Origin of the sequence: Paenibacillus residui (assembly GCF_042677205.1) — a bacterium.
Taxonomy (GTDB): domain Bacteria; phylum Bacillota; class Bacilli; order Paenibacillales; family NBRC-103111; genus Paenibacillus_L; species Paenibacillus_L residui.
In genome coordinates this window covers 1-26,524 of the sequence record NZ_JBHTIU010000082.1, presented here as the reverse complement: position 1 = coordinate 26,524, position 26,524 = coordinate 1, and the positions used below count along the sequence as shown (strand labels likewise).

Here is a 26,524-nt window from a genome sequence, read left to right as displayed (position 1 = left end):
CCACAAGCCAATGGTTAAAAGAAAACTAATTGCCTGGCAGTTGGATGGCTCGCCATCCGTCTACATCGCATTGGCCATACCGATTATTTCCCACGGCCACCACCGTGCCATCCGATTTAAGGCCGAGAGTATGAGCGCAACCCGCCGCTACCGCTACGATATCGCGCCAGCTACTTACATTGCATTGGCCATGCTCATTCCAACCCACAGCGATCACAGAACCGTCCGATTTAAGGCCGATGGTATGATTACTACCCGCCGCTATCGCCACAATACCTCGCCAGCCGCTTACATCGCATTGGCCTTGCTTATTCCAACCTACAGCCGTCACCGTACCGTCCGATTTAAGTCCGACGGTATGCCAGTCACCCGCCGCTACCGCCACCATATCACGCCAGCCGCTTACATTGCATTGGCCTTCATTATTTCGACCCACAGCCACCACCGTGCCATCCGATTTAAGCCCGACGGTACGACGCCACCCTGCCGCGACCGCTACAATATCGCGCCAGCCGTTTACATTGCATTGGTCATGCTTATTCCAACCTACAGCCACCACAGAACCGTCCGATTTAAGCCCGATGGTATGAGCATTGCCTGTGTTTGTCGCCATATGAACATTACCAGCCGCAACCGCCACCATATCGTGCCAGCCGCTTACATTACATTCGCCATGTTTATTATTTCCCACAGCCACCACCGTGCCGTCAGATTTAAGACCAACGGTATGACGACAACCCGCCGCTATGGTAGCTTTAGGCCATCGTTTCCCCTTTAACGCCGCTTCTTTCGGTGTAATGCAATCCATGTCTGACCTCCTTGCCGAACAGTCTGCTATCGTACCATGTCATTGGAATATAAGTGATATCATTATAAACCAACATTGGATATTTGCGGAATTGATTTTTCACCACTTGTTCGCGAACCCTCCTTGGAGGGCGTTGCTGCGGGCGCGACTCCCATTACCGACGCCATGTCGAACCCGACTTTCCGAGAGGCCAAAAAACATTCGAAACCTCCTCCGCTGGTCGAGGTCCAAAACGACTTTTCCCGGTTTAAGGTCCACCACGGTTCAAGTTTATGGGAACTTGCCTCCCTACAGGTGTTTTCTTGTTTTCAGATAACGCCGTAACTTGCGAACAACGTAATTCGCGTCCGGCCCCACCCCTCTTAATGTGGCGGAAGCAAACGAACGCTGTCCTTCCAATCCGACATAATACAGTCCCGGAACGGAAAGGCTGATTCCTGCTGTCTGTAGCGGTTTCCCCTCGGCGTCAAGCGCCCCGATAGGCTGAAGGTAAGACAGATTGGGACGATATCCGGTCGCAAAGATGACGGTCTGTATCGGTTCTTTCATTCCGTCAGGCCAGACGACGCCTTCCGAGTAAAAAGAGGTAAACATGGTCCGTTGATCCGGCTTTCCAGCCTTTAATCTTGCTTTGTAATCGTCCAAATCGGCAACGGAACTCGGATTTGGAGGCTTTTTGCCAAATCGCCAGAATGGAAAGGTATCCAAGCCGACGGCTCTGATCCAAAAATGCAGATCAACTCCCAACACTTTTGTTTTCGTAAGCTGAACGGGCCGAAGAACGGCGAGCGATGTATGGCTGTTGTCGGCAAGCTCTACCGCAATTTGAACCGCAGAATTTCCTCGCCCGACGACCACCACTCGTTGCCCCCGATAACGATACGGATTTCGATACGCTGAAGAGTGGAGGACTTCCCCTTGAAAGGCTTCCCTTCCGCTTATTGCTGGCGTATAAGGATTATGAAACGAGCCTGTCGCATTGATGATCGTTTGCGCATGATATTCGTCTCCTGCTGCCGTTCGGATCGAAAAGCCGTTCTCGCTATTCTCCACGGCAACAACCTTCTGGTTAGTCCGGATCGGTAAGTCAAAGCGCTCGGCATACTCCTTTAGATACTGAATCACTTCATTTCGTAATGGATAGTGGGTTGCAGCTCCGGGTATCTTCATGCCCGGCAATGATGATAACCGAGCTGGCGAAAACAGCTTTAGACTATCGTAGTAATGTGGCCAAGAACCGGTTGCTTGCTCGCCTGCTTCCAGGATCATAAATTTCAACCCGTTCTTCTTCAAATAATATCCGGAAGCAAGACCGGCTTGCCCCCCTCCGATAACAATTGCATCTAAAACCGGTGTCATTCCAAGTCCTCCTCAAATTATTTGCAAATTGCAAGTTTTTTTGAAAAAAAGATCACCCACTAGGGGTTGAGCAGCATTGGCCCGATTTCGCCATTGCTTCATTCAAAAGCTTGATTGAGTGAATGACGGTTTCTTTTTCAAAATCGTTCATGTGTGAGAAAATTTCGTTTAAATATTCGTTCATTTGCCGGTCAATCGACGCCGCAACATATTTGCCTTCCGTTGTTAAGGAGAGCAGATTCACCCTCCGGTCGTCCGGATCGGGCGTTTTTTTCACCAATTTTATTTTAATTAACGATTGGACTTGTCGGCTGAATGTCGTTATATCTGTCCCTAATGCTTCTGCTACTTGCTGCATGGAGGGCTTATGCTGACGATCAATTTCGTAAAGGATATGGCTTTGAATTAAGGAGATATCAAAGCCACCGGCGGAACAGCAGTTTTTATTCATAAAGCCAAAGCGACGAGTCATGATTTGAAATAGTTCACGTACATTTTCCACGATGCTTCACCTCATGAAACAGTTATATCGCATTTATTTGCAAATTGCAATTATTTAGTTTACCTTAGTCTCAGAAAATCGGTTGTGAGAGTATGATAATTTTTGTATTGACTTTTTCTCATATACAAATAACAATATGGTTATATGGTTTATAACTGCTGGGGTGATATTCATGTCAATGGAATTTGAAAAAATAGCGGATATTTTTAAAGCCCTCGCCGATCCGACAAGGCTGAAAATCTTATCCTTGCTTCGTACTCGTGATTGCTGCGTGTGCGAACTGGTTCCCATCTTTAAAATTTCCCAGCCAGCCATTTCTAAACATGTAAGCCGTCTAAAAACGGCCGAACTGGTCCGCGAAACGCGAAAGGGGCAGTGGGTGTTCTATTCGATTAACGAGAAGCGGTTAGAGGAAATTGGTTATGCTCTTTCCCATTTGCCTGATCTAACCGAGGAACTGCGGAAATTGGAGCAGCAAGGGCTGACGGTTACATGCGAGTAAAGGAGTGTACAGCAAGTGAGCAAACAAGAGAAAAAGCGCCTCTCTTTTCTGGACCGCTATTTGACGTTATGGATTTTTGTTGCGATGGCGCTAGGGATTGGGCTGGGCTATGTATTTCCTAACTTGATCGCCGCTTTGAATGAATTTCAAGTCGGAACTACATCGATACCGATTGCGCTTGGCCTCATATTAATGATGTATCCGCCGCTAGCGAAGGTACGATATGAAGAAATCGGCCGTGTCTTCCGAAACGGCAAGGTGTTAACTATTTCATTGATTCAAAACTGGCTCATTGGCCCGATCTTAATGTTTTTCTTAGCTATTATTTTTCTCCAAGGTTACCCTGAATATATGGTTGGACTGATTATGATCGGTCTTGCCCGCTGTATTGCAATGGTTATTGTTTGGAACGATTTGTGTAGAGGGGATACCGAATATGCGGCGGGACTCGTTGCTTTCAACTCGATCTTTCAAGTTTTGTTTTATTCTGTCTATACCTATATCTTTGTTACGATTTTGCCGGGGTGGTTCGGTTTGGAAGGCGTCGTCGTCGATATTACGATGGCCGAAGTCGCCAAGAGCGTGTTTATTTATTTAGGAATACCGTTTCTGGCCGGGATGATTACTCGCTATTCGCTTGTAAAAGCAAAAGGGCGGTCCTGGTACGAAACCGTCTTTATTCCGAAAATAAGTCCCATTACACTGATTGCTTTATTGTTTACGATCATAGTCATGTTCTCGCTTAAAGGCGAAATGATTATCCAATTGCCTTTGGATGTCGTGAGGATCGCGATTCCGCTCCTGATTTACTTTGTCGTCATGTTCCTGATTTCGTTTTTCATGGGCAAGAAAGCCGGAGCTGGTTATCCGGTGACTTCTACACTGGCAATTACCGCCTCGGGAAATAACTTCGAGCTGGCGATTGCCGTTGCCGTCGGGGTGTTTGGTATTCATTCCGGCGCGGCATTTGCGGCCGTCATCGGTCCTCTTGTAGAAGTCCCCGTGATGATTGCCTTAGTCAACGTCGCGCTTCGATTTCAGCGGAAGTATTTTTCGAAGCAATCAACTTAACATTTGGAGGACTCGTCATGTCGGATAATAAAAAACTAGTTTATTTCCTCTGTACAGGAAACTCTTGCCGCAGCCAAATGGCGGATGGCTGGTTGAAGGCACTCGGCAATGATCGCTACGAAGTACAAAGCGCCGGGTTGGAGGCACATGGGCTGAATCCGCGTGCCGTCCAGGTAATGAAGGAAGTCGGTGTCGATATTAGCGGCCATACATCGGATGTCATCGACCCGGAGATTTTGAATCGGGCTGACTATGTGATTACGCTATGCGGCCATGCAGACGAACATTGTCCGGTTATTTCCAATAAAAACGTAGTGAAATGGCATTGGGGCTTCGATGATCCAGCCAAGGCCACCGGTACCGAGGAAGAAATTATGAACCATTTTCGAGCGGTTCGGGATGCGATTAAGGCGCGTATGGAACGGTTTCTAACCGAAGGTCGTTAAAATTGCGGGAAAAAGCGTGCAGTGTTATGGCACGCTTTTTGGCTCCACTTCGAATCGGTTTCTGTATTGTTCTTTACGCGTTTCTATAAAACTCCGTAAGATTTCAATGTTTTCAACCGTTCGACAGTAATCCCTCCCCGCCATTCCAAAGCGGCTCCTAAACTAACTTCCTGCCATGACATAGGCCATCCTCCATCTTCCTGTTGCTGCTCCACGAGATGGGATAAATGCTGTTTGAATTCTTCTTCCGAAATAAACTTGGCAGCGTAACATTCTCGTGAAGAAGCCCAATCTAGAACTTTATGTACATATCCTTTAGCCGCTGGATTTCGTTCAATGGTATCCTGTCTGCTCAACCATTTATCTACTTTAGTGGCCAGAATCGCCTCTGCTCTTTGTCGGTCCGGTGCATGCTCTAAAAAAGAAATCCACTGTACGCCATCGTGATAGCCTGATGGCTCCTCACGGTCAACATAATCCCAGAGATATTGCAGCGTTTGCTGAAACCATTCTTCTTCATAAAAGTCAGTGACTTCATTTTGTTTAAGGAGAAGCCCCATAATTTGTCCTGTTGGGTTAATATTTGCTAGTGGATCTGATTTTACCGTCCACCAAGGAGCATGAGGATATTCATTAAGTTCTCGTAAAGCGATAGGGAATCCACCGGTTGAAACGGTAATTTTCTTTAAATAGCAGACAATTCCTCTGATGATGTCCCTATCAAAGCAGCCCATCTCATCCATAACCAAGAGGGCGACTTCCGTTGCAACGGGTTGACTATGCGGACAGCGGATGTCGGGTTCGAGTGCGTTTCCAAATCCTCCGTCATGATTTTGATAAGCCTGAAGTGCGGAGATTACGGCTTCTTTACTACCGCCTTCAAAAAAGTACTCAAAGCGCCTCCTGTCTAACAGTCTGCCATGGTTATAAATAAATGATTTTGCCCTTTCCACTATTGTTTGATTCATATTATTCACCTCGTTATAATTTCTCTTTCATTATGTATCCGCTATATTTATGATTTGTATTGATTACATAATCGTTCAGCCATTCTATAAATCTCTTTACGTAATGTTTCCGGTTCAGTCACTTCAGCGTCTGATCCTAGTGAAAAGAAAAAACGTACCGCCCAAGACCATTCTGTCGCTGGACATTGAAAGTCTGCCTCCCACTCCTCATTGGAAAGAGCGTGAACACATTCCCCGATATGGATATCCTGTTCAACTTGAAGCATGCCCCTATATGTAAGCTTTGCCTTAACCCTAAATGAGCTTGACACTTTATTTGAATTGCTCTGATCCTTATGGGAGAGGTGATTCTCTCTTTCATACTCCGGGCGTTCAATGACTTCTATCTTATCCATACGATCCACCCGAAATAATCGCTCTTCTTCATGAGTAGGTGAATAGGCTTCGCAGTACCAAAAACCATGAGATGTGTATATTCTTTTCGGTAATATACACAGCCAGCGTTGATGCCTCTGAGATCTATAAAATACTTTCAGCCATCTGGATTCCGAGGTATAATCTATCAACGCAGACAGTTGAGGGGCTTTATAATTTCGCTTTGGCACTTCAACTTCCGTTCGTTCAAGAATCGGTTCGATTTGTTTTAAGATATTTTCGGGCAGGCTGTTTTTAATTTTATCGATAACAGTCCATCGTTCTTTATTAAACGGTGTATCGGTCATTTTGGTCATCGCCTGAAGAGACACCAATATAGTGAGTGCTTCTTGGGAAGTAAACTGAAAAGGGGATAATTGGTACCCCTCCATTAATTGAAAGCCGCCTGTTGGACCGGTCATGGAGACAAGAGGAACTCCCATTTCCGAAAGGGATTGCATATCGCGAAGAATCGTCCTCTTGGAAACTTCAAATTTATCGGCTAATGACCGTGCCGTTTCCGCCCGTTGCTGTAAAGCCATGAGGATAGCCATCAGCCTATCCATTCTCTTCACAAACGCTTCCCCCTCTGAACAACTGGTTAACACATTATACCATTTTATTAGTGACACCTAGTATGTCACCAATTCTAGGCTATAAAATAAAATCATTGACTTACGACCACTCTCCAGGCCGCTATATAAAAATAAAAGAACCCTCACGAGTGGAGAGTTCTATTTGTTTCCCGCAGGGAAGTTATTTGCCCGGTATCGAAATCTATCGAATAATTCCGTCATTGTCATCAAAATCTACTTCAAAACTGCAGGTCTTTTTGGGAAAAAGCCGCGCGTTGCCTTATTCTAAAGCGATTGTGCAGGTCTTTGGAGCGATTTTTGCGAAATGGCCCCATTTTGGCAAAAAGAACTGCACATTTGAGCTTCTTTCGCCTTATTTTTGAAAAAGGCGGGATTTTAATGCACTTTTGCTCGTCTTTGCGATATCCTTACCGGCCTGATGCAATATGATCCGCTTCTGCCAAATGCCCATTGAACCATTTGATCGCATCTTCTTCATATTCCCTCCAGTCCATCCACACCAGCAGCTCGTCATTCAAAATGATAGAGTGGAGTCAATGAGGTTCTATTTCACGTGCGGAAATATGAGCGATAGGGTCAATCCCGAACCAGGCTCTGATTTTGCATCCAACTGAATAGCTAAATCATAAGCCATTTTGCTCACCAAGAAGAGCCCCATACCTGTTGCTTCTCTTGTATAAGTACCTCTCCTTCCAGTAAAGCCCTTATCAAAAATAAAGGGTAAATCTTCCCCGGATACACCGGGTCCATTGTCACTAATATTTAGTATGGTGTGATCACTCTCTTTGTCATAAGCCGTTTCAAATGTCAGAATGGGATGGACCTGGTTCTGTGCCGCGTGTTTCGTACTATTCGCGATGATTTGTGCTAATATAAAAGCCAATCCTTTGCGGTCGGAAATCACTTCCCTTTCTTCACCTATGAACTGTATTTGAAAGCCGGATTCGTCCAGTATCGTTCGATGGTCTTCCATTGTCTGTTTACAAAATGCGAGTAATGGTATGGATTCAAACATATAATCTTTATGAGCGGCCTCAAGCCTGGCAAAATACAAGATTCGCTCTACGTCTCCGAGCATTTGATCTCTAACATGAAGCATACGCCGTCTTACAAGGGGAGACATTTCGTCACTGCGGTTATCTAATACCAATGTCATCAAAGACAGAGGCTTTTTAATTTCGTGAACCCAGCCTTCGATATAGTTTTCATAATCGGCCAACTCCATCACTTGTTCGTTGAGTTCCGTCTGATAGGATCTTAAGACGCTACCCATTCTGCGGATAAACGGATGATGTGTCTTTGGAGATACCCGGCATAATATGTCTTCGTTCGTCTCGTTCGGTTCTAACAAAAAATCTTGAAGGGCAGCTTCGATTATTTTTTGTTTTCTCATAATTACGAAGACAGGTAACGTTATCATTGCCAGCGTAAAAACTATCATCAGGCCCACTAACACCTTGAACGTTTCAGGGTAAGCCAACCAGGCGAAAAAAATAAACAGGAGATTTGTCACTATTAAAATAAGAAACCATAGCTTATAAGCATGAAAACAATTATAAATTTCCTTTATCCATCTCATGGTTTCACCTACCCCCTAAGCCGATACCCCTGACCCCTTATCGTTTCAATTTGATTTTCCAGGTTTAATTGTCGAAGTGTTTTTCGTAAACGAGTGAGATTTACTTGAAGGGCATTTTCGTCTATATATTGGTCTGTTCCCCATAAAAGCTCACTCAGTGTTGACTTGGTTACAATCTCAGGCCTATGCTGCGCTAAAGCCAATAAAATTTTCCCTTCATTAGCTGATAATAATAACGATTGTGAGCCCTTATACAAAGTAAAGGTATTGGGGTCCAGCCAAAAACCGCCCCCGTCTATCCAGCCTGGTTGGCTTTCAAATCTTCTTAGCAGGTTCTGAATGCGCGCTAATAATCGATCGCGATTGCATGGCTTTGTGAGATAATCATCTGCACCTAAATGAAGACCATGTAATTCATCCTGCAGCTTATCCCTAGAAGTAAGAATCAATATGGGACCAATCCCCCTTGATTTTAGACTTCGGCATATGTCAAATCCGGATTGTTCCGGCAAATTGATGTCTAATAAGACCAAGTCTGGTGCCAAAGCGGCTATTTGTTGAGCTGTATCATGAAAATCCGTAATGGCTGCCACTTCGTAACCGGCTTTTTGCAATATGTCTATTAACTCTTCTCTCATCCATGAATCATCTTCAACAATGATAATCCTCGCCACTTCGGCACCTCCTTCGATGGGATAATAAACGGTTCCTTAATCTATATTTGGCTTCCAGCGTAATTTATCGATCTCGTGATCTGCCGTACGGGCAACGGTTACTCCATAAATGGCCAAAATTACGATGACAATACAGGCAAAGATAAAGGCGATCGGATACATCAGCGCGTTGTCCTCGATGCGAATCATAACAAAAGAAATCATAGCCCTTATCCCGACCGCTCCACTGACGCAGGCTAGAGATATTGGTAAGAGAAAGGTCAACAACACCTGTCTATGCATTGATTTTTTCATTTGATGACGTTTGGCGCCCAACATGGAAAGCGTTACATAGCGCCCGGCTGTCTGCTTCATCTGTGTCAGAAATTGTAAAGCCAACACCGTACAAGCAATAATCAAAAATAAGAATCCCATATATAATGTCGTATAACTACCGGCTACTACATAGAAAAGTTTCCGTCCAAAGTTTTGTAAATAACTTTCAAAGTCGAAGCCAGAAGCTTTTAATAAATCTCTAGCCTCCATCATTGGAATCATTAAACCTTGTTCGTCTTGCAGCTTTGGCGGGATGCGGAAATTCCAATAGGACACATAGGTTTCCGTATTTATTAGTCGTTCAAACATAGGATCGGGCACGATAAATGCTGAAAGAATCTGTATAGAACGGTCTGCGACTAATCCTCTCATTGGAGTGGATGGGCGGATAAAGATTGCCTGATCGTTAATGCTCAGCAAACTTTCCCCTTCCATTGCAGCCTTTTTCAGAATATGATCCAGTACGGGCATGCTTCCGAGATCATCCATAGGCACAAAATCCGGATTAAAGTATAAAGCAATTTCATCTGAATGCAGATTCAGAGGTCTCTCGCCTATAGCTTCTAAAAGTCCATTATAGGATGTTTCAGGAATGAGGTAAGGCTTCGCTGCATCAATCTCTAGCACCCCAAGCAGATTAAGTGCTTCAGGGTTTTCCGAGCTGATACTGTAGCCCTGCATTTCTCCCGATAAAAATCGCTCTTTATAGCTGCTTGGCAGAGCCATGATGATTTGCTCCCTTAATTTGGACCAATCAACTAAAGATAAAGGCGAGTCTTCTTCCCCATGTTCATAAAGGTATTTCATCCTTCCCATTTCCAAAAGATTTAGGTCCTCAACATAGGGTACCATTTTTTCTGAAGTAAGAAATTGCTCAACCTTTTGCCGATCCCCTTGAACCGTAAAATCATATAACGAGGAATCTCTATTATATAAATGACTTCCCGAACTTAAAATCGTTGAAGCGCCGTTGGCCAGCAAAATGATTGACAACGTAATTAGAATCGATGTTACGGCAACAGATGCAGATCGATTCGCTATGTTCTCTTGAAACTGCCTTAATGTAAAGGTGTGCAGCCCTTTAGTCGTTTTGCGCTTGGACAAGCTAGCCATTAAGCCTAGTAATTTGCCAAATCCCCTCATAAAAAGGATCGTTCCCAGGCTTCCAAGCGCCAAGGCCACAAACAGAAGCAGGCCTGCAAAGTCCATGAAATGATATAAAACAATCCAATAGGCTGCACCTAACATGACAGAACCTGCCATAATATGGATTACGTTGCCTTTAAAATGCCCCATATCTGTTTTCTTATCCATTTGCTCATAAAGCAATTGATGGACCTCTTGATTAAACAATCTTCCACCAAGAATGACGAGTGCTGTACACTGAATGAATAAAAAACCGATGATGGTAGAGAAAATCGCACTCACCGACAAGCTCATTTGATGCCCGATAATTCCCTGCCCGACTAATTTAGAAACCGTCAAGCTGATGATTTCCGCCACAAATGCGCCGATTAAAATGCCGCCAAGAAGTGCCAAAACAGAAGTAACGAATCCCTCTGCCAAAAGCTGAAGAACAAGGCGTTCCTTACGCATTCCTAACATGAGATAGAGCCCAAACTCTTTGCTTCGTCGATTCAATTGGTACCGGTTAGCGAATAAAATCAAGAAAAACAATAAAAATAAAGCAAATACATATACAAGTCGCATTTGAGCTAAAAGTTTATCAATCGCATCACTTTCAAACTCCCTTAAAAATAAAATAACATCTTGTCTTCCAAGTGAAAGAATGATATAAAACGAGGCGACTGCCGTTACAAGTGTTGCAAAGTAGATCAAATTTTCCTTGCGGCTGCGTTTGGCATTACGAAAAATCAATCTAGAGAACATTTGCGCTTCCTCCCCCAAGCTGGGCCAGCACCTGCAAGATTCTTTCATAAAATTTCTCGCGAGACTCCTCTTGTTTGCGGCGCAATTCATGAAAGATGACACCATCTTGAATAAACAGGATTCTGGAGCAAAAGCTTGCCGCATTCGGGTCGTGGCTAACCATTAAAATCGTTCTACCGCTGCTTCTATTCATACCGTCCAACTTATTCATTAAAGTTCTCGCGGAGCGTGTGTCCAATGCCCCTGTCGGTTCATCCGCCAGAACGATATCCGGATCGGAAATCAAACTGCGTGCGGCGGCTACTCTTTGCTTTTGTCCCCCGGACATTTGAGATGGAAATTTGTCAAGGATGTCGGTAATTTCCAAGAAACTTGCCAGCTCATCTAATTTCGCACGCGCTTTTGTCAGCTCCATCCCATGGATGGATACGGGTAATAATATATTTTCTTGACCCGTTAGATTATCCAGCAATTCAAAGTTTTGAAACAAATAGCCGATTCGACTGCCGCGGTATTCGGCTAAATCCTTACTATCAAAAGCGCTGATGTTTTTCCCGTTTAAAAGGACACGCCCGGATGTCGGTTTGATAATGGTCGCAATGCAGTTTAGCAATGTCGTTTTACCGGAGCCGCTGGGTCCCATGATTCCCAGAAATTCTCCCGGGAGAATGTCAAAACTGATCCCGTTTAACGCTTTTGTTATATTGTTTTTCCTTCCGTAGCTTTTCTGCAAGTCTTGAACCTCTAGCAATTTTTCTTGCCTGACCATGTATAACTCTCCTTTTTTGAATATCACTTTCCGGAATAATCATCGATCGATTTGAGCTATACATATTATAACCAGTATAAAAAGCTAAAAATACTTACAGATGGTGTAAGGAAAAATGAAGAAGATTGATAGACTAGCTGCAATGATAGAACATAGGTTTGGTGAGAGGACAGGAAGTGTTTTTAAATAGCAAAAAGAGCTTCAACCTGCCGCAATGAAGAGTTGAAGCTCTCTCTCAGTTTTCTCTTTACGCTTAGATTTTCATCAGACCGGCTGCATTGCCTGCATAAACCTTCCCATCCGCTCCAGTGCCTTCTCCAAATCGAAGAGCGAAGCCGCATATGAGCAGCGAATAAAGCCCTCTCCGCCTGATCCGAATACATGTCCCGGCACGACCGCCACCTTCGCTTCCTCCAGCAGCCGAAGAGCAAACTGCTCAGATGACATACCGGTAGAAGTAATCGAAGGGAAAGCATAGAAAGCCCCCTCAGGCTCGTGACAGGCCAATCCGATTGCATTCAAGCCACTGACAAACAGCTTGCGGCGTTCATTGTAGCTCGCCATCATTTCATCCTTGGCAGCCAAGCCACGACGCAACGCTTCGATCGCGGCAATCTGGGCAATGGTGGGAGCACACATGGCCGTGTACTGGTGGATTTTCAGCATGCCGCCGATCAGCTCACGAGGACCACAGGCATAGCCTACCCGCCAGCCTGTCATCGCAAACGCTTTGGAAAAACCGCTGATGACAATTGTACGCTCCTTCATGCCCGGCAACGAGGCGATACTGACATGCTTCTTCCCATACGTCAACTCGGCATAAACTTCATCCGAAATGACAATCAAATTATGTTGGATTACTAGTTCTGCAATCGGCAGCCAATCCTGCTCCGTCATAACGGTTCCGGTCGGATTACATGGGTAATTGATCATCAAAACCTTGGAATGAGGCGTAATGGCTGCTTGCAGCGCCTGCGGGGTCAGCTTGAACTGTTCTTCTGCCGCAGCAGCCACCTCCACAATTTTACCTCCGTGCAGATAAGCAATTGGTTCATAGGCAATATAGTTTGGCGCCGGAATCAGCACCTCGTCTCCCGGATCAATCACTGCCCGCAGTGACAGGTCCACGGCTTCACTGCTCCCCACCGTCACGATTATTTCCTGCTCAGGGTCATAAGAAAGCGCGAAGCTTCTGGATAAATAAGCGGAAATCTCCTCCCGCAGCTCCTTCAAGCCGGCATTTGAGGTATATTTCATCTGCCCATCACGCAATGCTTGAATACAAGCTTCACGTACCCTGTCCGGCGTAACGAAATCGGGCTCTCCGACCCCAAGGGCGATTGTGTCCCCGCCTGCTGCATTCAAATCGAAAAAAGCACGAATTCCCGAAGGCCGAATACCCCGTACACGCGAGGATAGAAACCGCCCTGCCCCCTCTTCTCGAAACATACTGCATCATCCCCCATTCCTGTTTCCGCTCATAATACGATCCGGCAGCTGCATGTAGGTTATACCCGCAGCGGCCGCACACTTATAAATCCTTATATTTTAAAAAATCTGCGCGCCTGTTCTCCGATGATTTGAATACCCCGTTCGATATTTTCATCCGTTACTCGTGAAAAACCAAGCCGCAATGTATTCGTCCCTTCGCCTTCTTGAATAAAAAACCTGTCACCCGGCGTAAAGATTACTCCCTGCTCTGTGCAAGCTTCCAGCAGCTGGCGTGTATCTACGCCTGCCGGGAAGGTGAGGAACAAATGCAGGCCCCCATCGCCAGTCAGCTGCGCCTCCGGGAGATGTGCTTCACAGCATGCTTTTGTCAGCTCATATTTGCGCTTATACTCTGTCCGAGCTTTTTTTACATATTTATCGAAATTTCCGTTAAGCAAATATTGATATAAAATCGACTGGTCGACTGTGGAGGTATGGATGGTGCGGGCACGCTTAATGCTTTCCAGAGCGTCGATCAGCGCCCGGTCTCCAAGCACCCAGCCTACTCGCAAGCCAGGAAACAGTACCTTGGAGAAGCTGCCGATGTAGATTACTCCGTTTCCTTGCCCCGCTGTCGCTATTAAGGGTGCAACATGCGCTCCCGAGTATCGCAGCTCCTCGTTGAAGCCATCCTCGATCACCGGAATCTCATAGCGCATCATTAATTTCATAACGGCCATGCGCTTCGCCGGCGACATGACGATGCCTGTAGGATTGTGGTAGGAAGGGGTCAAATAGGCCAGATCGAAGCGGTTTGTCTGTTTCTGCAATATCGCCTCGAGCAGCTCCACATTAATACCGTCACGCTCCATCGGAATACCGGTAATCTCAAATCCTTGCAGCCGCAAATTTTTGATCGCGGTATGATGGGTCGGGTTTTCACAAATTGCCGCTCCGCGGCGTGCGGAAGGGCGCAATGCCGATAGCACAATGTCAAAGCCCTCTGTGAAACCTCCTGTAATCAACAAATCCTTGCCGCTTATATCGACGCCCTTATTCTCCATATATCGCATCAAGTACTCGATCAGCGGCTTGTAGCCCTTGGCATAGCCGTAATTAAGCAGCACCTGACCTTCGATGGCCATCCGATCCAGGAAGGCCCGCCTTACATCTTTTAGATCAAACAGCTGCTCATCCGGAGCGATGCTTGTAAACGAGATGGTTCCTTTGTTGGCACGAATGCCCTGCTTCATCATATCCAGCTCTACAGCCGATACAGCATATTCGTTCATTCTTGCTTTCCAGTCAATCTGCCAGGCGGCAGAGCCGTCAGCTCCCCGATTATCTGCCGCCGACTGGTTTGCCATGGCGGCCACATAGCTGCCCTTGCCGGGAATTGCATACGTAAATCCGTCATCCTCCAGGCCTTCATAGGCAGCAATGATTGTATTGCGGCTCACCCGAAGCAGACCGCTCGCTTCTCGCGTGGAAGGCAGCTTCTGGTCCGCCTGAAGCGCCCCTTTTATAATTAAACGTTTGACGTATTCTTTGACTTGAATCGCTACCGGACGGTCGCCGACGATCTTGAAATCCTGGAACATCCTTCATCGCCCCCATTCATAATAATGGCATAGAAGAAGAGAGAAATAAAAGAACCACCGCACTGGATTTTTCATCCTTCGGTGGTTCTTTCGCGCCCCCTATACTCGGCCAGTTACTATTTCTTCTCGTAAAATTGACGATGGAGTTGGCGAACCTGCTCTGCGAGCTCGGGAACAGGGCCTTCCACCACGGTATCACGAATAACGTCTTGGATCGGAAGATTACGGACACGAGACGCGGCAACTCCCATTTCGTTCAGCCACTGGGCCAACTGCGCGGAAGAGCTTGCGTAAACGATCCGGCCTAATCCCACCCAGCCATGGGCAGCAGCACACATAGGACAATGTTCGCCCGAGGTATACACTGTCGCCTTGGCTCTTTCTTCCGGTGTCATGTTCCCCGCCGCCCAACGCGCCAGAGCAAATTCCGGGTGTTGGGTATGGTCGCCGCCGGCAACATGGTTATGATCTTCCATAAGCACGTCACCATCCGCCGAGACCAGGACAGAACCGAACGGCTCATCGCCGGCCTCCAGAGCAGCCTTTGCAAGTTCAATACAGCGCTGCAGATGCTTCAGATCCGTATCATTTATCATCATTGAACCCTCCTTGAATTTGGCAGTGAATTATCTTGCAGGGACCGTATTCAACGCCCCCTGCCCTTCTATACTGTTTATGCTAACACGAAAATCACTAAACAAAAAATATATAAAAAATTAGATTTACTTAGGTTTTACATATAAGCTCAATAGTTGCGCCGATAATCTCTTTCCCGTTAAATAAGAAAAGCTCCTGACGGAGCCCTATTTACACCACATTAACGCGTCATGAATGGAGCTGTAGGCCCCAGTACCGCCGGCATTGTTAATTAACACATCTACCCGCCCCAATTGGGCTAATACTTGATCCCGCAGCTTGTGAACCTCTTCTGCATTCGTTACATCCGCAGGAAACACCAGGGCTCGGCCACCCGACTGCTCAATGACTTGGGCCACTTCCGCCAATTTTTCTCTACGCCGGCCTACCAAGACAACTTCCGCTCCCTCAGCCGCCATTATTGTAGTGTCTCTTTGTAAACCACAGTTTCTTGCCCCAACTCTAGCGTCCCCGAAAAATCCGATTTTCTGCTATGATTTAAATCCGGTAGGCGAAAGCTATTGGTCCATGGCCCAAGTGAGCTTTATTTATTTCCGCCGCTTGGCGGGAACTCGTCAAAGTTCCGTTTGTCTGTCTCTCATTTTGATTAGTTGATAAGACCAAGCAGCTTATTGTCTATGAACTCGGAAGCCCATTCCTTAAATGAAAGCTCCTTGCTCCAAGTTACATTATTTATTGCGTAAGCACATCCCCAATCCAGCACTTTCCGATAAAGAATATGTATTATGAGCCGCTCCTTAAGAGCCACATTTGCATTAGTTAATTTCGCATATTCGGACAGAAGATGTCTGACGAATTCCTCTTCTCCTTTATCGAGATATAACACGGTTATCTTGGCCAAGTCGGCAATGGGGTCACCAAAATACGAGTTAGTAAAATCGATTATTCCGCATAAATTCCAGTCTTGTTCTACAGGTTGCAGTAAGATGTTTTCAGGTTTGAAATCCCCCATAACAAATGCCGCAGACTGCAATTCTTCGAAGGAATTCCTTGAACTCTCCAGCAATCCTTCCACCCAATCTTTGTCCGCTTGGCTAATGCCGGAGTATTTTTTAGCATCCTCCAACCAAAATCGGATTTCGTTGAAAAGCCAGTTTTGATAGGATCCTTGAAATGGACGCAGTGTGTTATGAATCGGGTCGAATTCGCCGAAAATATCGGATTTCCAGGCATGCATTTCCGCTAAGGCTCTTGCCAATACTCGTGCTATTCGTATCCTGTCGTTAAAAGTCATTGCCGCTTCTATCTTAGGGTCGTTAAAATGTACTCCGGGCAAACGAGGCATTATCGCATAGGGCCAGCCAAAGATGTCCTTCATCTCATCAAGGACGTAAGGAACGGGGACGGGAATGTCTGTTCTTGCCTTTAAATGATCTATGAAGAATTTTTCTTCAACAAACTGTCCTTCATAGATGGGATTGCCTTTGAGAACATAATCACCCGAGGTGGATGAAACGAAAATGGTTTGTTTCATAACTCCCTTCTCAGTCTGTTTAAAAGATATAAGTTCTCCCAGGTTATAGCGATCCAGCATTTTCTGCAATTGTTCCTTGGTCACCGAATCTATTTTCTTAGAAGAGAAAAGGATCTTGGCAGTCAATGAGATTACCTCCTGTCGTTAAAAAATAACGGCCCAATTGAGACTGGCGATTAATGGTATACAACCAAAGATCATGCGAAAATCATGCACGGTTTGGTTTTAACGGAACCCAGAGACCTTAATCGCTCCAAAAGGGCCTTTCGATCATTTTAACGGAACCAGATGACCTTATTCCCAAGAAATGCTCGCGAAAGTAGGAGAATTCCAAGCAATAAGCGCACCTGTTTCCGTTAGTCTAAAAAAACCGCCCTATTTTGACGAAATAGGGTCTCCCAGGTCCGTTACGTTTTCGCCTGTTGGACTTTTCACTAGTACAACATCCGGTTGAACGCCTTTCCCACAATGAATCGACAGCCTCCAATTGCTGCATAGATACAACAATTGGAGGCTGTCATACGTCGGCAGCCTGGCTAAACGAGCTTGGTGCCGGCCCGCTTCGCGAGCTCAAACAAGTCTGCGCCCTTAAGCGCACCCTCTACAAAGCTCGGCAGAAGCTGAGGCGTGCAGGCAAAGCACGGCGTGCCATCGCGCGAGAGCGACTTGGCTATCCCTTCATCATAGTAAGGCTCCCCGCCGTCGGATAAAGCGAGCAAACCCAGCGTCTTCACGCCGGATTCGCGCATTTCGCGCATACGCCGCACGAATGCGGCGCGATTGCCGCCTTCACACATATCCGATATAAGAATAAAGATTGTCTTGGCCGGCTCCTCAATAAACTGCTCGCAATAAGCGACCGATTTGTTGATATCGGTGCCGCCGCCGAGCTGGATGCCGAACAGCATATCTACGGGGTCGTTGGCACATTGCTCGGTCAAGTCGACGACCTCGGTGTCAAAGACAACCACTCGCGTGCGCAAGGCCGGAATGCTGGCAAAAATCGAGCCGACGACCGATGCCCAAATGACCGAGTCGGACATCGAGCCGCTTTGGTCAATATCCAGAATGACCGTCCATTCCTGGCTTCTGCGTGCCCGATCGAAGAAGTAGAACTTCTCCGGAATGAGCTTGCGCCGCTCCGGATCGTAATTGTGCAAATTGCGCCGGATCGTCCGTTTCCAGTCCATCCCGCTAACCGAGGGCAGCGGCGTATGCTGCCTGCGGTTCAGAGCGCCGGTCACTGCGCGGCGGATATCGCTTTCCAGCCGCTTCGCCAGCTCCTCCACCACCATTTGCACAAGCATGCGCGCCGTATCCTTCGTCTTCTCCGGAATTTTGCCTTTGAGCGACATCAAAGTTCCGACCATCTGAATATCCGGCTTCACCTTGCCGAGCACTTCCGGCTCAAAGAGCAGCTGCTTCAGCCCTTTGCGCTCGATCGCATCATTCTGGATGACCGAGACGACATCTTCGGGAAAGAAGGTCCGGATATCGCCAAGCCACTTCGCCAGCCGCGGAGCCGACTTGCCAAGCCCCGCCGAACGGGCTTCCGGGGTTCCTCCTTCATCGCCAGTATCGTCATACAAAGAGGCGAGTGCTTCATCCATCACCTGCTCCTCTTCGCTCAACCCGATCCCGCCGCCCTGGCTGTATTCCTCCAGCTGCTGCTCCGCCGATTGGCCGAGAAGCAGCCGCCAACGCGTCAATTGCTTCTGTCTCTGTTCGTTATTCATCGCTACAGATCTCCAAAATCAAAATCGTTCAATTCGTCGAGCATCTGCTCCTCTGCCTCCTTCAACTCGCCGGTCAGCACTTCTGCTGCAGCTTCGGCGTTCACGTTCCATAGTTCGCCCAGCATTTCGGCGACCATCGTCTTCTCTCTGCTGTTAAAGCTGCTGAAGGCTCGGCGGAGAAAGACGAGCGCACGACGGAATTCCTCATCGTCAAGCTCTGCGATATACTCATTCAACTGCTCCCAGAGACTCATCCGCGACAGCAGGCTGTAGCGGTTGCGCATCGACAGTCCCTCGAACCAGCCAGCGCCGAGATCGGCCGGTACGCCCGGCGACAAGCGCCGTGACACTTCCTCCGCACATTCGCCGGCCGACAATTCGCCGCGTTCCAGCAAAATGGCGCAAGCATAGCCCGACAAACGCGGATTGCGGTCATCGCGGCCCGCGAGATGATGAAGCTCCTTTACCCATAGCGCCTCATCGACGAGCTCATGATGCTCCTGCGCAATTTGATTCAGTTCATGGATCGCAGTGAGCAGTGCGCCGGAGGCTTCGTCGTTGCAGCCGCAGGCATCGACGAGAAAGAGGCACGCCCGCAGAAACAGCTGCTCCAGCAGGGGCAGGAGCGGCGCCGTATCCAGCTTGCGAATATCTCCATATCCGATGATGATGGCCAACTGATGCGCCGCACCGGCAATCTGGCCGACATCCTGGCTGTCGACGGCCAGCTTCTGCAGCGTTTCGCGAGCGGCTTCCATCTGGGACAGCATCGCACATTCGCATGCTACCCGAATAAGCGCCGAGGCTTCCGACACGGAAGTGCAGCTCTCGAGCTGCTGCTGCAGCCGGAAGGCCGCGGCAAGTTCAATCGTCTCTCCGAGCAGCGTCGACTCTACCACTTCGATTTCCACTTCCGGCGTCCACTGTAATACCCAGTGCTCCGCCCAAGTTGCGCTATCCTGTCCGCTTGCCTGCTTTCTTGCAAATGTAATGCCGAGAAGCTGCATCCGATGCAGCAGCACAGAACGGTGCAGGTCCAAATAAGCTGCCTCTTCCGACTTGACGCGGCGATTTTCCCGCAGATCGAGCGCCAGATCGGCGGCGACGGCCGACTTATATTTGTCCAGCTTCAGCAGTTTGAATTGGCGATTCAGATCGTCCTGAATCGGCGTCTGGCTTACCCCCTCGGCCAACTCGCCGATGGCCGTCCCTACATCGACTCTGGCCAGCGGCTCCGCGACAACAGACAGCTCGCCGTGCCCAAAGATGGACTGGGCCGCATCATGCAGATCCCGCAGCGTCGGCGCGCTGCCCCCATGAAGCGCGGCCAGCGACTGTGCCAGACGCACCGCTTCAATCACTTCGGCCGTCGAGCGATGCGTGCCTGATTGTCGCAGCCTGCCGGCAACCTGAGACAGATAGCGGTATGCCAAGTCCTGCGGCCGCCCTGCCTCCATCGCCTCCCACATCATCTCGAAATAGCGCGGCGCCCGGTTGCCGGCACCGTAGCCGGACATCGACGATAAGCGATAATACGAATAAGGCATTAAAGTCAGCTTCGTATTTCGTTTCGGCAGCAGGTCAAATTCAGCATCGGTCATCCCGGCAGGCAGCGTCGCCAATGCCGATGCATGATACGCCCCGCACACAACAACAATACGCTCCGGCGCATGTCCTGCCGCTATGGCAGCCTCAATCTGCGACAGCATATACAGCTCGCGCAAAGCGTTATAAGCGTATTCTTTACGGGCCGTTACCCACTCCTCTTCTTCCGTCCATTCACGCATTTGGGCGGATGAGGCCAATATCGCCTGCCGATAAGCATCGCGGCTCAAATTATGCTCATAATGCCGCTCCCAATACATTTCATAATCATACTCGCCCGCTAGCTTTGCAATCCGTTCATACAGCGAGCGGGAATGCAGGCGCTCCTCCTGCACTTCGCGCTCGCCATTGCCCTCATCACGCTCTACGATTCCTCCGCCCTCGTCGCTGACATCGCCTTCGCCACCCTCATTACCTTCATTGCCCTCATCGCTCTTCTTGTCCTCACCACGCTCATCGATCCTGCTTTGCCCTAAGTCCAACGCCAGCATGACAGAGGAGGGCAAATCAATGAAAGCACAATAAGCTCCCTGCTCCTCCGCCCATTTCATCGCCTGGTATTCCGGCGAATAGACCGCCAGCGGCCACATCGCGGTTCGTATGGGCAGATCGGCCGTGAAGGCGAGCAGCGCGACAGGCGGCTTGGTGGACTTGTTGACCAAGTGACGAATTTCCTGGGTGGCGTCGGAGGGCCCTTCAATTAACACTGCCGTCGGCTGGATTTCATGCAGAAATTGCTTGAGATGCTGAGCGCCGCCCGGCGACAGATGCCGTACCCCGAATATATGTACCGCTCTCTCCGTTCTCCCGCTCGAACTCACGGATTCATCTCCCTGCACGCCTGATAGAGCCCGCGCCATTCGGCTCCGCGTTTCTTCATCACATTGTCCAAATATTCCTTCCACACGACCTGATCCTTGTCGTCATCCTTGACGATCGCACCCTGCAGCCCCGCAGCCAAGTCTTCATCGGACAGCTCTCCGTTGCCGAAGCTCGCCGCCAGCGCCATGCTGTTCGTCAATAGTGAGATCGCCTCCGCTGTCGAGATGGCATTGCCCGGCGACTTCACTTTATTCTTCCGGTCGAGCGTCATGCCGCTGCGCAGCTCCCGGAAAATCGTCACGACTTTATGCAGTGCCTCATCGGCAGGCAGTGCCGCCTGCAAATCATAGGATGCCGCAATTTCCGCCACCCGCTTCTTGACAATCTCCACTTCGGTCTGCAAATCGGCCGGCGTCGGCAGCACGATCATATTGAAGCGGCGTTTAAGCGCGGCGGACATATCGTTAACTCCGCGGTCGCGCGTATTCGCCGTAGCAATAATCGCAAAGCCCTTCTGTGCGGACACCTCCATGCCGAGCTCGGCGACCGAAATCGTCTTCTCCGACAGAATCGAGATGAGCGCATCCTGCACCTCGGAAGCGCAGCGGGAAATTTCCTCGAAGCGGGCAATTCCGCCGACTTCCATCGCCCGCATAATCGGGCTCCGCACGAGCGCTTCCGGCGTAGGCCCATTGGCCAGCAGCATGGCATAGTTCCAGGAATAGCGCACCTGCTCCTCGCTCGTGCCGGCCGTTCCCTGCACCACCTTGCCGGAATCGCCATGAATCGCCGCAGCCAAGTTTTCCGACAGCCACGACTTAGCCGTCCCCGGCTCGCCGATCAGCAGCAGAGCCCGGTCGGTAACCAAGGTAGCGATCGCCATCTCTACCAGCCGGCGGTTGCCGATATATTTGGGCGTTATGACGGTATTCCCGGCTTTGCCGCCGCAAATGAAGGTGAGCACCGACTGCGGCGACATCCGCCAGCCTGCCGGTACCTTGCCTTGATCTGCCGCAATCAGTGCTTCCAGCTCCGCCGCATACAGCCGCTCGGCCGGCAGACGCATCAAATTTTGTTCAGCCTGCGCTTGTTTTCCCATTAGTGATTTCCTCCCGCTCCCATGGTAGATATCAAATATTCCATTTGCTTTTTCGCGCTATAGCGGAATTTCGGCAGGACAGCCTCCAGCCGTTCCCGGTAAGCCGCCGGCATTTGCAGCATCATTTCCCAGACATGACCGTCAATGCTGTACAGATCGTCGCGATTGCGCTCATCCTCCAGCGCAGTCATGATCAGCTCCGGCAGGTCCTCCGCTCCTATGCGCTTCAGGCCGAGCAGCAAATATCCGGCAAATCGGTTCCGCAGCTCCGGATTTTTGGCCAGCTTATAGCGCAAGAAGGTTTCCGCCTTGCTGTGACCAGGCGCGGCCAGCAAAGAGACGAGCTGCAGCTCATTGTTCTCGATGGCAAAATCCAGCCAGCGAATGTCCCAACGGCTGCGCAGCTCCTCCGCGTCAAGGCCGCGCAAGATATAGACCGGCACCTGATCGTCATCTCCGTCCCACGGCGCATCGATATATTCGTAATTGGCCTCCATGACTTGATCCTTGATGAAATCCATTAGCACGCGTACAAATTTTTTGCTGCGCTTGGCTTTAGTCGTTCCCTCCGGAGTCAGGGCAAACCGCTCATAGAACTGTGCAGGAGTTAGCGTTCGGAATGCACCTTGAAGAGCATATGTAATAAATGGATCATTTTGTCTTCCGATTTCATCCAGGAGCTCCACAGCCTCCGGAGTTCCATAATCGGCCAAATATTCCGCCGCCTTGTGTGCCATAGACAAGCATGGCGTCGATAAAAACATCGGCTCCCGCAGCATGCCGACATATATGTCATGCAGCTCTTCGCTTTGTCTATCCGCGAGCCCCTGTGACAAATACAGCAGCTGCTGCACGGCCTTTTCCTGCTTCTTCGCATCCTGCTCTGTCGCAATCAGCGCCTCAGTTCTCGCCCGCAGTTCCTCCGTAATCATATTCGCAAGCTCCTGCGACTGGTTTGCTGCAGCCGCTAAGGCTGCCAGCTCAGCATCCTTGCCCGTCAGTCCGGCAAAAATGCGGTTAACCGACGATTTCGTTTCCAACGCAGACAAAGCATGGAATGCCGCTTGGCGCACCGGTTTTTTCTTATCCTTGGTCCACTCGATCAACTGCTCTTCATATTGTTCTAGCCCGTGCAGCAGGGAAATCGCCGCGACCCGCACTTCATCCGATCCCTCTTGGGCCGCGCTGTACAGCAGCTCCTCGTTCCCATCGCGGTCAATACTGGCAATCACCTTCAGTCTGCGGGCATCCAGCTTGCCGCCGGCCGGATTAAACGACTCGAGCAGCAGCGGAATAATGTCCGCTCCGAACGAAGGCAGCACCGTGGTTTCCATATAATCGGCAAGCTCTGCATAAGGATCGCCCAAGCCGGCAATCGCCAGATCAATCATGCGCAGATCATGGAACAGCCCCTGCTCATAAGCTTCGGCAACGATCTCGTAACGTCCGCTGCCCGTTGTCGTCAGCGCCTCCTGAACCGCCGCCAGCTTCCGGTACGATGCCGAAGTCCGGAGCTTGGTCGGTTTGCTGGTTATGGGCTGCAGCTCTCCTGCAGGCGCCGTGACTCCTTGAGTGTACAAAATGGAGCCAAGCAGCGAGCCCAAATCCTGGAGCAGCTCGGCTGACGACCCCTCCTGCTTATCCGGCTCGATTAAAGCATGGATCATTTCGCCAAGCCGCTTGAATACCGGCGCCCTCTCTCCCAGCTTCTCAAATTGCGGCAGCATGCGTTTCAAGCGGTAATCGCCAGCCGCCAAATCGCTGCCGGCAATGTAGATTCGTCTTACTTCCTGGTGCAAATCTTGCAGCAATGCCGTACTCATATGCATTGTCCTCCTTTATTGCCGGCCGATTAATAAAGCAGCCGCGTAATACGTGATTGACCAATAACCGAAAGCGGCTGTGCCAGCAATTGCCCGCTGTCCAGACCATGATGAAACATGACCAGCATTGCCGAATTCACCAGCAGCTCCGGTTCCAGATACGGCAGCAGGTGAGTCGTCCGCTGAGCATTGCCGGGTGCATCGCCCAGCGTCAAATATTGCCCGTGCTCGTCCGCGATCGCATAGGTGCCATCCGCCGTTTGAGCAGCGGCAGCAACATGCATTAGCAGCACCGGGCGTTTGTCCGCGAGCGGATTCTTCAGCTGGTTCTTGACCAGCTTCACCGTATCGGCATAGGAGCGGCGGGCGCAGGCCGCAATGGCAGCATAATCTGCGTCCTGCAGCGGTCGGCTGCTGAGCGACTCCCAGCGCACCCGGCGATTCAAATCTCCGGGGTAGCGGTACAGCTCCTTGACTTTGGCCACTTCAAAGAAGCTGTCCTCCTCGCGGATATGTTTGGCCGCCTTGTAAGGGCGGTAATGCAATGTTTTATGTATATCGCCGGCACCCAAATCCAGCCAATAGCCCAAATCGACAAATTCCTGGCGCGCAGCATCGTCGTAGGATTGGAAGGAAAGCTGCACCAAATCGGCATTTTCGCTGACCAGCCCGCATTCCTTCAATTCGCTCAACTGCCACGCATGACCCAGCCATTCCTCGATCGTCGTTTCATGGTCGGGCTTCATATCCGGCGTCTCCAGTCGGGCGGTCAAGGTCGCTCTGCCTTTTTTGATCAATGCGTGCAGCACCGTCAACTGCTCCATCGCCTCTGTATAGACCGCCTCGCGGTCGTCTCCCGCTTCAGCCAGCAATTGCGCAAAACGGCGCAGCGCGGTCTGTGCTCCCGGCAAATAATAATTGCCCAATTGCTTGACGTGGCCGTCGATCACCTTAACCGACTTCTTATCGATGGTGCCGAGGCCGCTGCGTACGAGGGATTCGACAACCTTATCCAACAAATCCAGCCCTTCCAGCTGGGCGGCAATTTTCTTCTTCAATGCGGATTTATTGACCTTCTTCGGTTTCGCATCCGCCCCTTCAACAGCTTTCTGCGCCTTCTGCTCCTCCCGCTTCTCCGCCTTCTCCCGCTTGGATAAAATATCTTCGGGGATTGGCGCTATTTCGAAAGTCTCATTGCCCGCATAGGCGTATAGTAGGCCCAATCCGTGCTTGCACGGAAACTGCCGGCTCGGGCATGAGCAGCGCAATACCGGTTTATCCGGGTCTATGAAATCGGCGGAGCATTGATAATTGGAGCTGCCGCTGCCTTTGCATTCTCCAAACAGCAGCGTCCCGTCCTCCGATTTGAATAATTGGACAAAGCTGCGTTTCTTCACCAGCCCGCGCCCGTTTTTCACCGCCGAATCATTCGGAGCCAATGCATCTATGTATGACCCTGTCAGTGTAATCAATGTTTTTGTCTCCCTCCTGGCATCTCCTGGTTTTTATCTCCATTACCATCTTATCACGCCATAATATGTCAGCTCTCCCGGCCAAAAGTCCTATTTCCCGAACGAAAAGCGAACATATATTGAACAAACTATCCATTGACTGCAGCTTTGGATCCGATAGAAAGTCAAAGCAGCTCCAGGGAATGGAACTGCTTTAACTAATGGTCAACCTATCTCTATAGACTTGTTTATTGGCCAGGGTACAAGGGATAGTTACCCCTCTTGATCTTCTTCCATCGATAATGGATACTAAAAAAAGCTCCTAACGGAGCCATTTCGAAGATGAATAACCCGGTATTAGAGGAAGCTTTTTATGTCAATAGGAATCTATATCTTCATCGTATTAACGCTGTAAAGAACTTAAAGATTCCTATGTGGTTATAATAACCTTCGGGCTTAAACGTATTTTTGTAAAGATTTCTCAAACATGATCATTTTATTCCGCGCTCCAGCGGAAAAACCGTGAGGACAAAATGATAGATATAATGGCGACACCTACTAGAACCGCAACATCCACCCCATTCTCCCAAATCGGTGTGAAATTCCATGTTTGCCTTATTAAATCAATGACGTAGTAAAGCGGTAGGATGTGGGCGATAACACGTAATAGGTTTGGCATCCATTCAATCGGAAAGGTGGCTCCTGATAGAAAAATCATCAAATTCAAGGCAAGTGAGCTGACGGCCGAGGCCGTCCGAACGTTTTTGGCAATGGAATTGATCAACAGTCCGAACGGGAAGAAGGCAACCAGGCTTAATAGGATGGCCAATAAGGTACTTCCCAAATATTTCGGTACATGTAAATTGACTGGACAGTGAAAAGTTCTTGTCGAAAAATTCATGGGAATAAAGGTTAAAGGTGCATACAGGAAA

Annotated in this window: 25 protein-coding genes; 4 read left to right on the top strand and 21 right to left on the bottom strand. The window is 49.0% G+C overall.

All coding sequences use genetic code 11. The features are described 5' to 3' along the window. Nucleotides 1-25: 25 nt before the first annotated feature. The 4 genes from ACFQ03_RS20560 to ACFQ03_RS20545 form a co-directional block, all read right to left on the bottom strand. Nucleotides 26-808 (bottom strand): RCC1 domain-containing protein, encoded by a 783-nt coding sequence (locus ACFQ03_RS20560; RefSeq protein ID WP_379290622.1) that lies wholly within the window; start codon nt 806-808, stop codon nt 26-28. Continuing rightward, nucleotides 756-914: a hypothetical protein gene (locus ACFQ03_RS20555; RefSeq protein ID WP_379290674.1), complete on the bottom strand. Its 159-nt coding sequence runs from the start codon at nt 912-914 to the stop codon at nt 756-758. Before ACFQ03_RS20555 ends, ACFQ03_RS20560 begins: the two co-directional genes overlap by 53 nt. A 182-nt stretch (nt 915-1,096) precedes the next feature. Beyond that, the gene (locus ACFQ03_RS20550; RefSeq protein WP_379290620.1) at nt 1,097-2,167 is read right to left on the bottom strand and encodes a flavin-containing monooxygenase; all 1,071 of its coding nucleotides are present in this window, start codon (nt 2,165-2,167) and stop codon (nt 1,097-1,099) included. 52 nt (nt 2,168-2,219) lie between these two features. Further along, nucleotides 2,220-2,669 (bottom strand): MarR family winged helix-turn-helix transcriptional regulator, encoded by a 450-nt coding sequence (locus ACFQ03_RS20545; RefSeq protein WP_379290618.1) that lies wholly within the window; start codon nt 2,667-2,669, stop codon nt 2,220-2,222. A gap of 178 nt (nt 2,670-2,847) precedes the next feature. On the opposite strand from ACFQ03_RS20545, the gene ACFQ03_RS20540 reads away from it, so the two are divergent. The 3 genes from ACFQ03_RS20540 to arsC are packed head-to-tail and all read left to right on the top strand — an operon-like array spanning nt 2,848 to nt 4,688. Then, a complete protein-coding gene (locus ACFQ03_RS20540) occupies nt 2,848-3,171 on the top strand; it encodes an ArsR/SmtB family transcription factor (protein ID WP_144939035.1) in 324 nt (107 codons plus the stop codon). 15 nt (nt 3,172-3,186) lie between these two features. Further along, entirely contained in the window at nt 3,187-4,242 is a 1,056-nt protein-coding gene (arsB, locus tag ACFQ03_RS20535; RefSeq protein WP_379290616.1) for an ACR3 family arsenite efflux transporter, read from the top strand. A 17-nt stretch (nt 4,243-4,259) separates the two neighbouring features. Then, on the top strand, nt 4,260-4,688 hold the full coding sequence (gene arsC, locus ACFQ03_RS20530) for an arsenate reductase (thioredoxin) (protein ID WP_379290614.1): 429 nt from the start codon (nt 4,260-4,262) through the stop codon (nt 4,686-4,688). 83 nt (nt 4,689-4,771) lie between these two features. On the opposite strand, the gene ACFQ03_RS20525 is transcribed toward arsC, so the two are convergent. Both ACFQ03_RS20525 and ACFQ03_RS20520 read right to left on the bottom strand, forming a co-directional pair. Continuing rightward, complete coding sequence (locus ACFQ03_RS20525) at nt 4,772-5,656, bottom strand: hypothetical protein (RefSeq protein ID WP_379290612.1); 885 nt, start codon at nt 5,654-5,656, stop codon at nt 4,772-4,774. Between the two features lie 47 nt (nt 5,657-5,703). Then, nucleotides 5,704-6,636, bottom strand: coding sequence for a helix-turn-helix transcriptional regulator (locus ACFQ03_RS20520; RefSeq protein ID WP_379290669.1), 933 nt, complete (start codon nt 6,634-6,636; stop codon nt 5,704-5,706). A 71-nt stretch (nt 6,637-6,707) separates the two neighbouring features. Here ACFQ03_RS20520 and ACFQ03_RS20515 point away from each other — a divergent pair, with 71 nt between their 5' ends. Next, nucleotides 6,708-7,028: a hypothetical protein gene (locus ACFQ03_RS20515; RefSeq protein WP_379290610.1), complete on the top strand. Its 321-nt coding sequence runs from the start codon at nt 6,708-6,710 to the stop codon at nt 7,026-7,028. Between the two features lie 182 nt (nt 7,029-7,210). Here the strand turns inward: ACFQ03_RS20515 and ACFQ03_RS20510 are convergent, their stop codons facing one another. The 15 genes from ACFQ03_RS20510 to ACFQ03_RS20440 all read right to left on the bottom strand — a co-directional run. Beyond that, nucleotides 7,211-8,245: a sensor histidine kinase gene (locus tag ACFQ03_RS20510; RefSeq protein ID WP_144938997.1), complete on the bottom strand. Its 1,035-nt coding sequence runs from the start codon at nt 8,243-8,245 to the stop codon at nt 7,211-7,213. Between the two features lie 8 nt (nt 8,246-8,253). Then, complete coding sequence (locus tag ACFQ03_RS20505; protein ID WP_379290607.1) at nt 8,254-8,919, bottom strand: response regulator transcription factor; 666 nt, start codon at nt 8,917-8,919, stop codon at nt 8,254-8,256. Nucleotides 8,920-8,955: 36 nt separating this feature from the next. Continuing rightward, entirely contained in the window at nt 8,956-11,124 is a 2,169-nt protein-coding gene (locus tag ACFQ03_RS20500; RefSeq protein ID WP_144938993.1) for an ABC transporter permease, read from the bottom strand. Further along, nucleotides 11,114-11,893, bottom strand: coding sequence for an ABC transporter ATP-binding protein (locus ACFQ03_RS20495; RefSeq protein WP_144939033.1), 780 nt, complete (start codon nt 11,891-11,893; stop codon nt 11,114-11,116). The genes ACFQ03_RS20500 and ACFQ03_RS20495 overlap by 11 nt, the downstream gene beginning before the upstream one ends. 264 nt (nt 11,894-12,157) lie before the next feature. Beyond that, nucleotides 12,158-13,342, bottom strand: coding sequence for an aminotransferase class I/II-fold pyridoxal phosphate-dependent enzyme (locus ACFQ03_RS20490; protein ID WP_379290604.1), 1,185 nt, complete (start codon nt 13,340-13,342; stop codon nt 12,158-12,160). A gap of 92 nt (nt 13,343-13,434) precedes the next feature. After that, nucleotides 13,435-14,925 carry an aminotransferase-like domain-containing protein gene (locus tag ACFQ03_RS20485; RefSeq protein WP_379290602.1) on the bottom strand — a complete coding sequence of 497 codons (1,491 nt, stop codon included), beginning with the start codon at nt 14,923-14,925 and terminating at the stop codon, nt 13,435-13,437. Between the two features lie 116 nt (nt 14,926-15,041). Next, nucleotides 15,042-15,521, bottom strand: a complete 480-nt coding sequence (locus tag ACFQ03_RS20480; protein WP_144939031.1) for a nucleoside deaminase — start codon at nt 15,519-15,521, stop codon at nt 15,042-15,044. A 207-nt stretch (nt 15,522-15,728) separates the two neighbouring features. Next, nucleotides 15,729-15,980 carry an SDR family NAD(P)-dependent oxidoreductase gene (locus ACFQ03_RS20475; protein WP_379290600.1) on the bottom strand — a complete coding sequence of 84 codons (252 nt, stop codon included), beginning with the start codon at nt 15,978-15,980 and terminating at the stop codon, nt 15,729-15,731. Between the two features lie 188 nt (nt 15,981-16,168). Next, nucleotides 16,169-17,182 (bottom strand): phosphotransferase family protein, encoded by a 1,014-nt coding sequence (locus ACFQ03_RS20470; protein ID WP_144938987.1) that lies wholly within the window; start codon nt 17,180-17,182, stop codon nt 16,169-16,171. A gap of 410 nt (nt 17,183-17,592) precedes the next feature. Continuing rightward, complete coding sequence (locus ACFQ03_RS20465) at nt 17,593-18,792, bottom strand: VWA domain-containing protein (protein ID WP_379290597.1); 1,200 nt, start codon at nt 18,790-18,792, stop codon at nt 17,593-17,595. 2 nt (nt 18,793-18,794) lie between these two features. After that, nucleotides 18,795-21,218 (bottom strand): DUF5682 family protein, encoded by a 2,424-nt coding sequence (locus ACFQ03_RS20460; RefSeq protein WP_379290595.1) that lies wholly within the window; start codon nt 21,216-21,218, stop codon nt 18,795-18,797. Next, nucleotides 21,215-22,318 (bottom strand): ATP-binding protein, encoded by a 1,104-nt coding sequence (locus ACFQ03_RS20455; RefSeq protein WP_379290593.1) that lies wholly within the window; start codon nt 22,316-22,318, stop codon nt 21,215-21,217. The genes ACFQ03_RS20460 and ACFQ03_RS20455 overlap by 4 nt, the downstream gene beginning before the upstream one ends. Further along, nucleotides 22,318-24,141, bottom strand: coding sequence for a HEAT repeat domain-containing protein (locus ACFQ03_RS20450; protein ID WP_379290591.1), 1,824 nt, complete (start codon nt 24,139-24,141; stop codon nt 22,318-22,320). The genes ACFQ03_RS20455 and ACFQ03_RS20450 overlap by 1 nt, the downstream gene beginning before the upstream one ends. A gap of 29 nt (nt 24,142-24,170) precedes the next feature. Next, nucleotides 24,171-25,613, bottom strand: a complete 1,443-nt coding sequence (locus ACFQ03_RS20445) for an SWIM zinc finger family protein (RefSeq protein ID WP_379290589.1) — start codon at nt 25,611-25,613, stop codon at nt 24,171-24,173. Between the two features lie 475 nt (nt 25,614-26,088). Beyond that, nucleotides 26,089-26,524, bottom strand: a 436-nt coding sequence (locus tag ACFQ03_RS20440) for an ABC transporter permease (RefSeq protein ID WP_379290587.1), incomplete at its 5' end; no start/stop codon positions are given.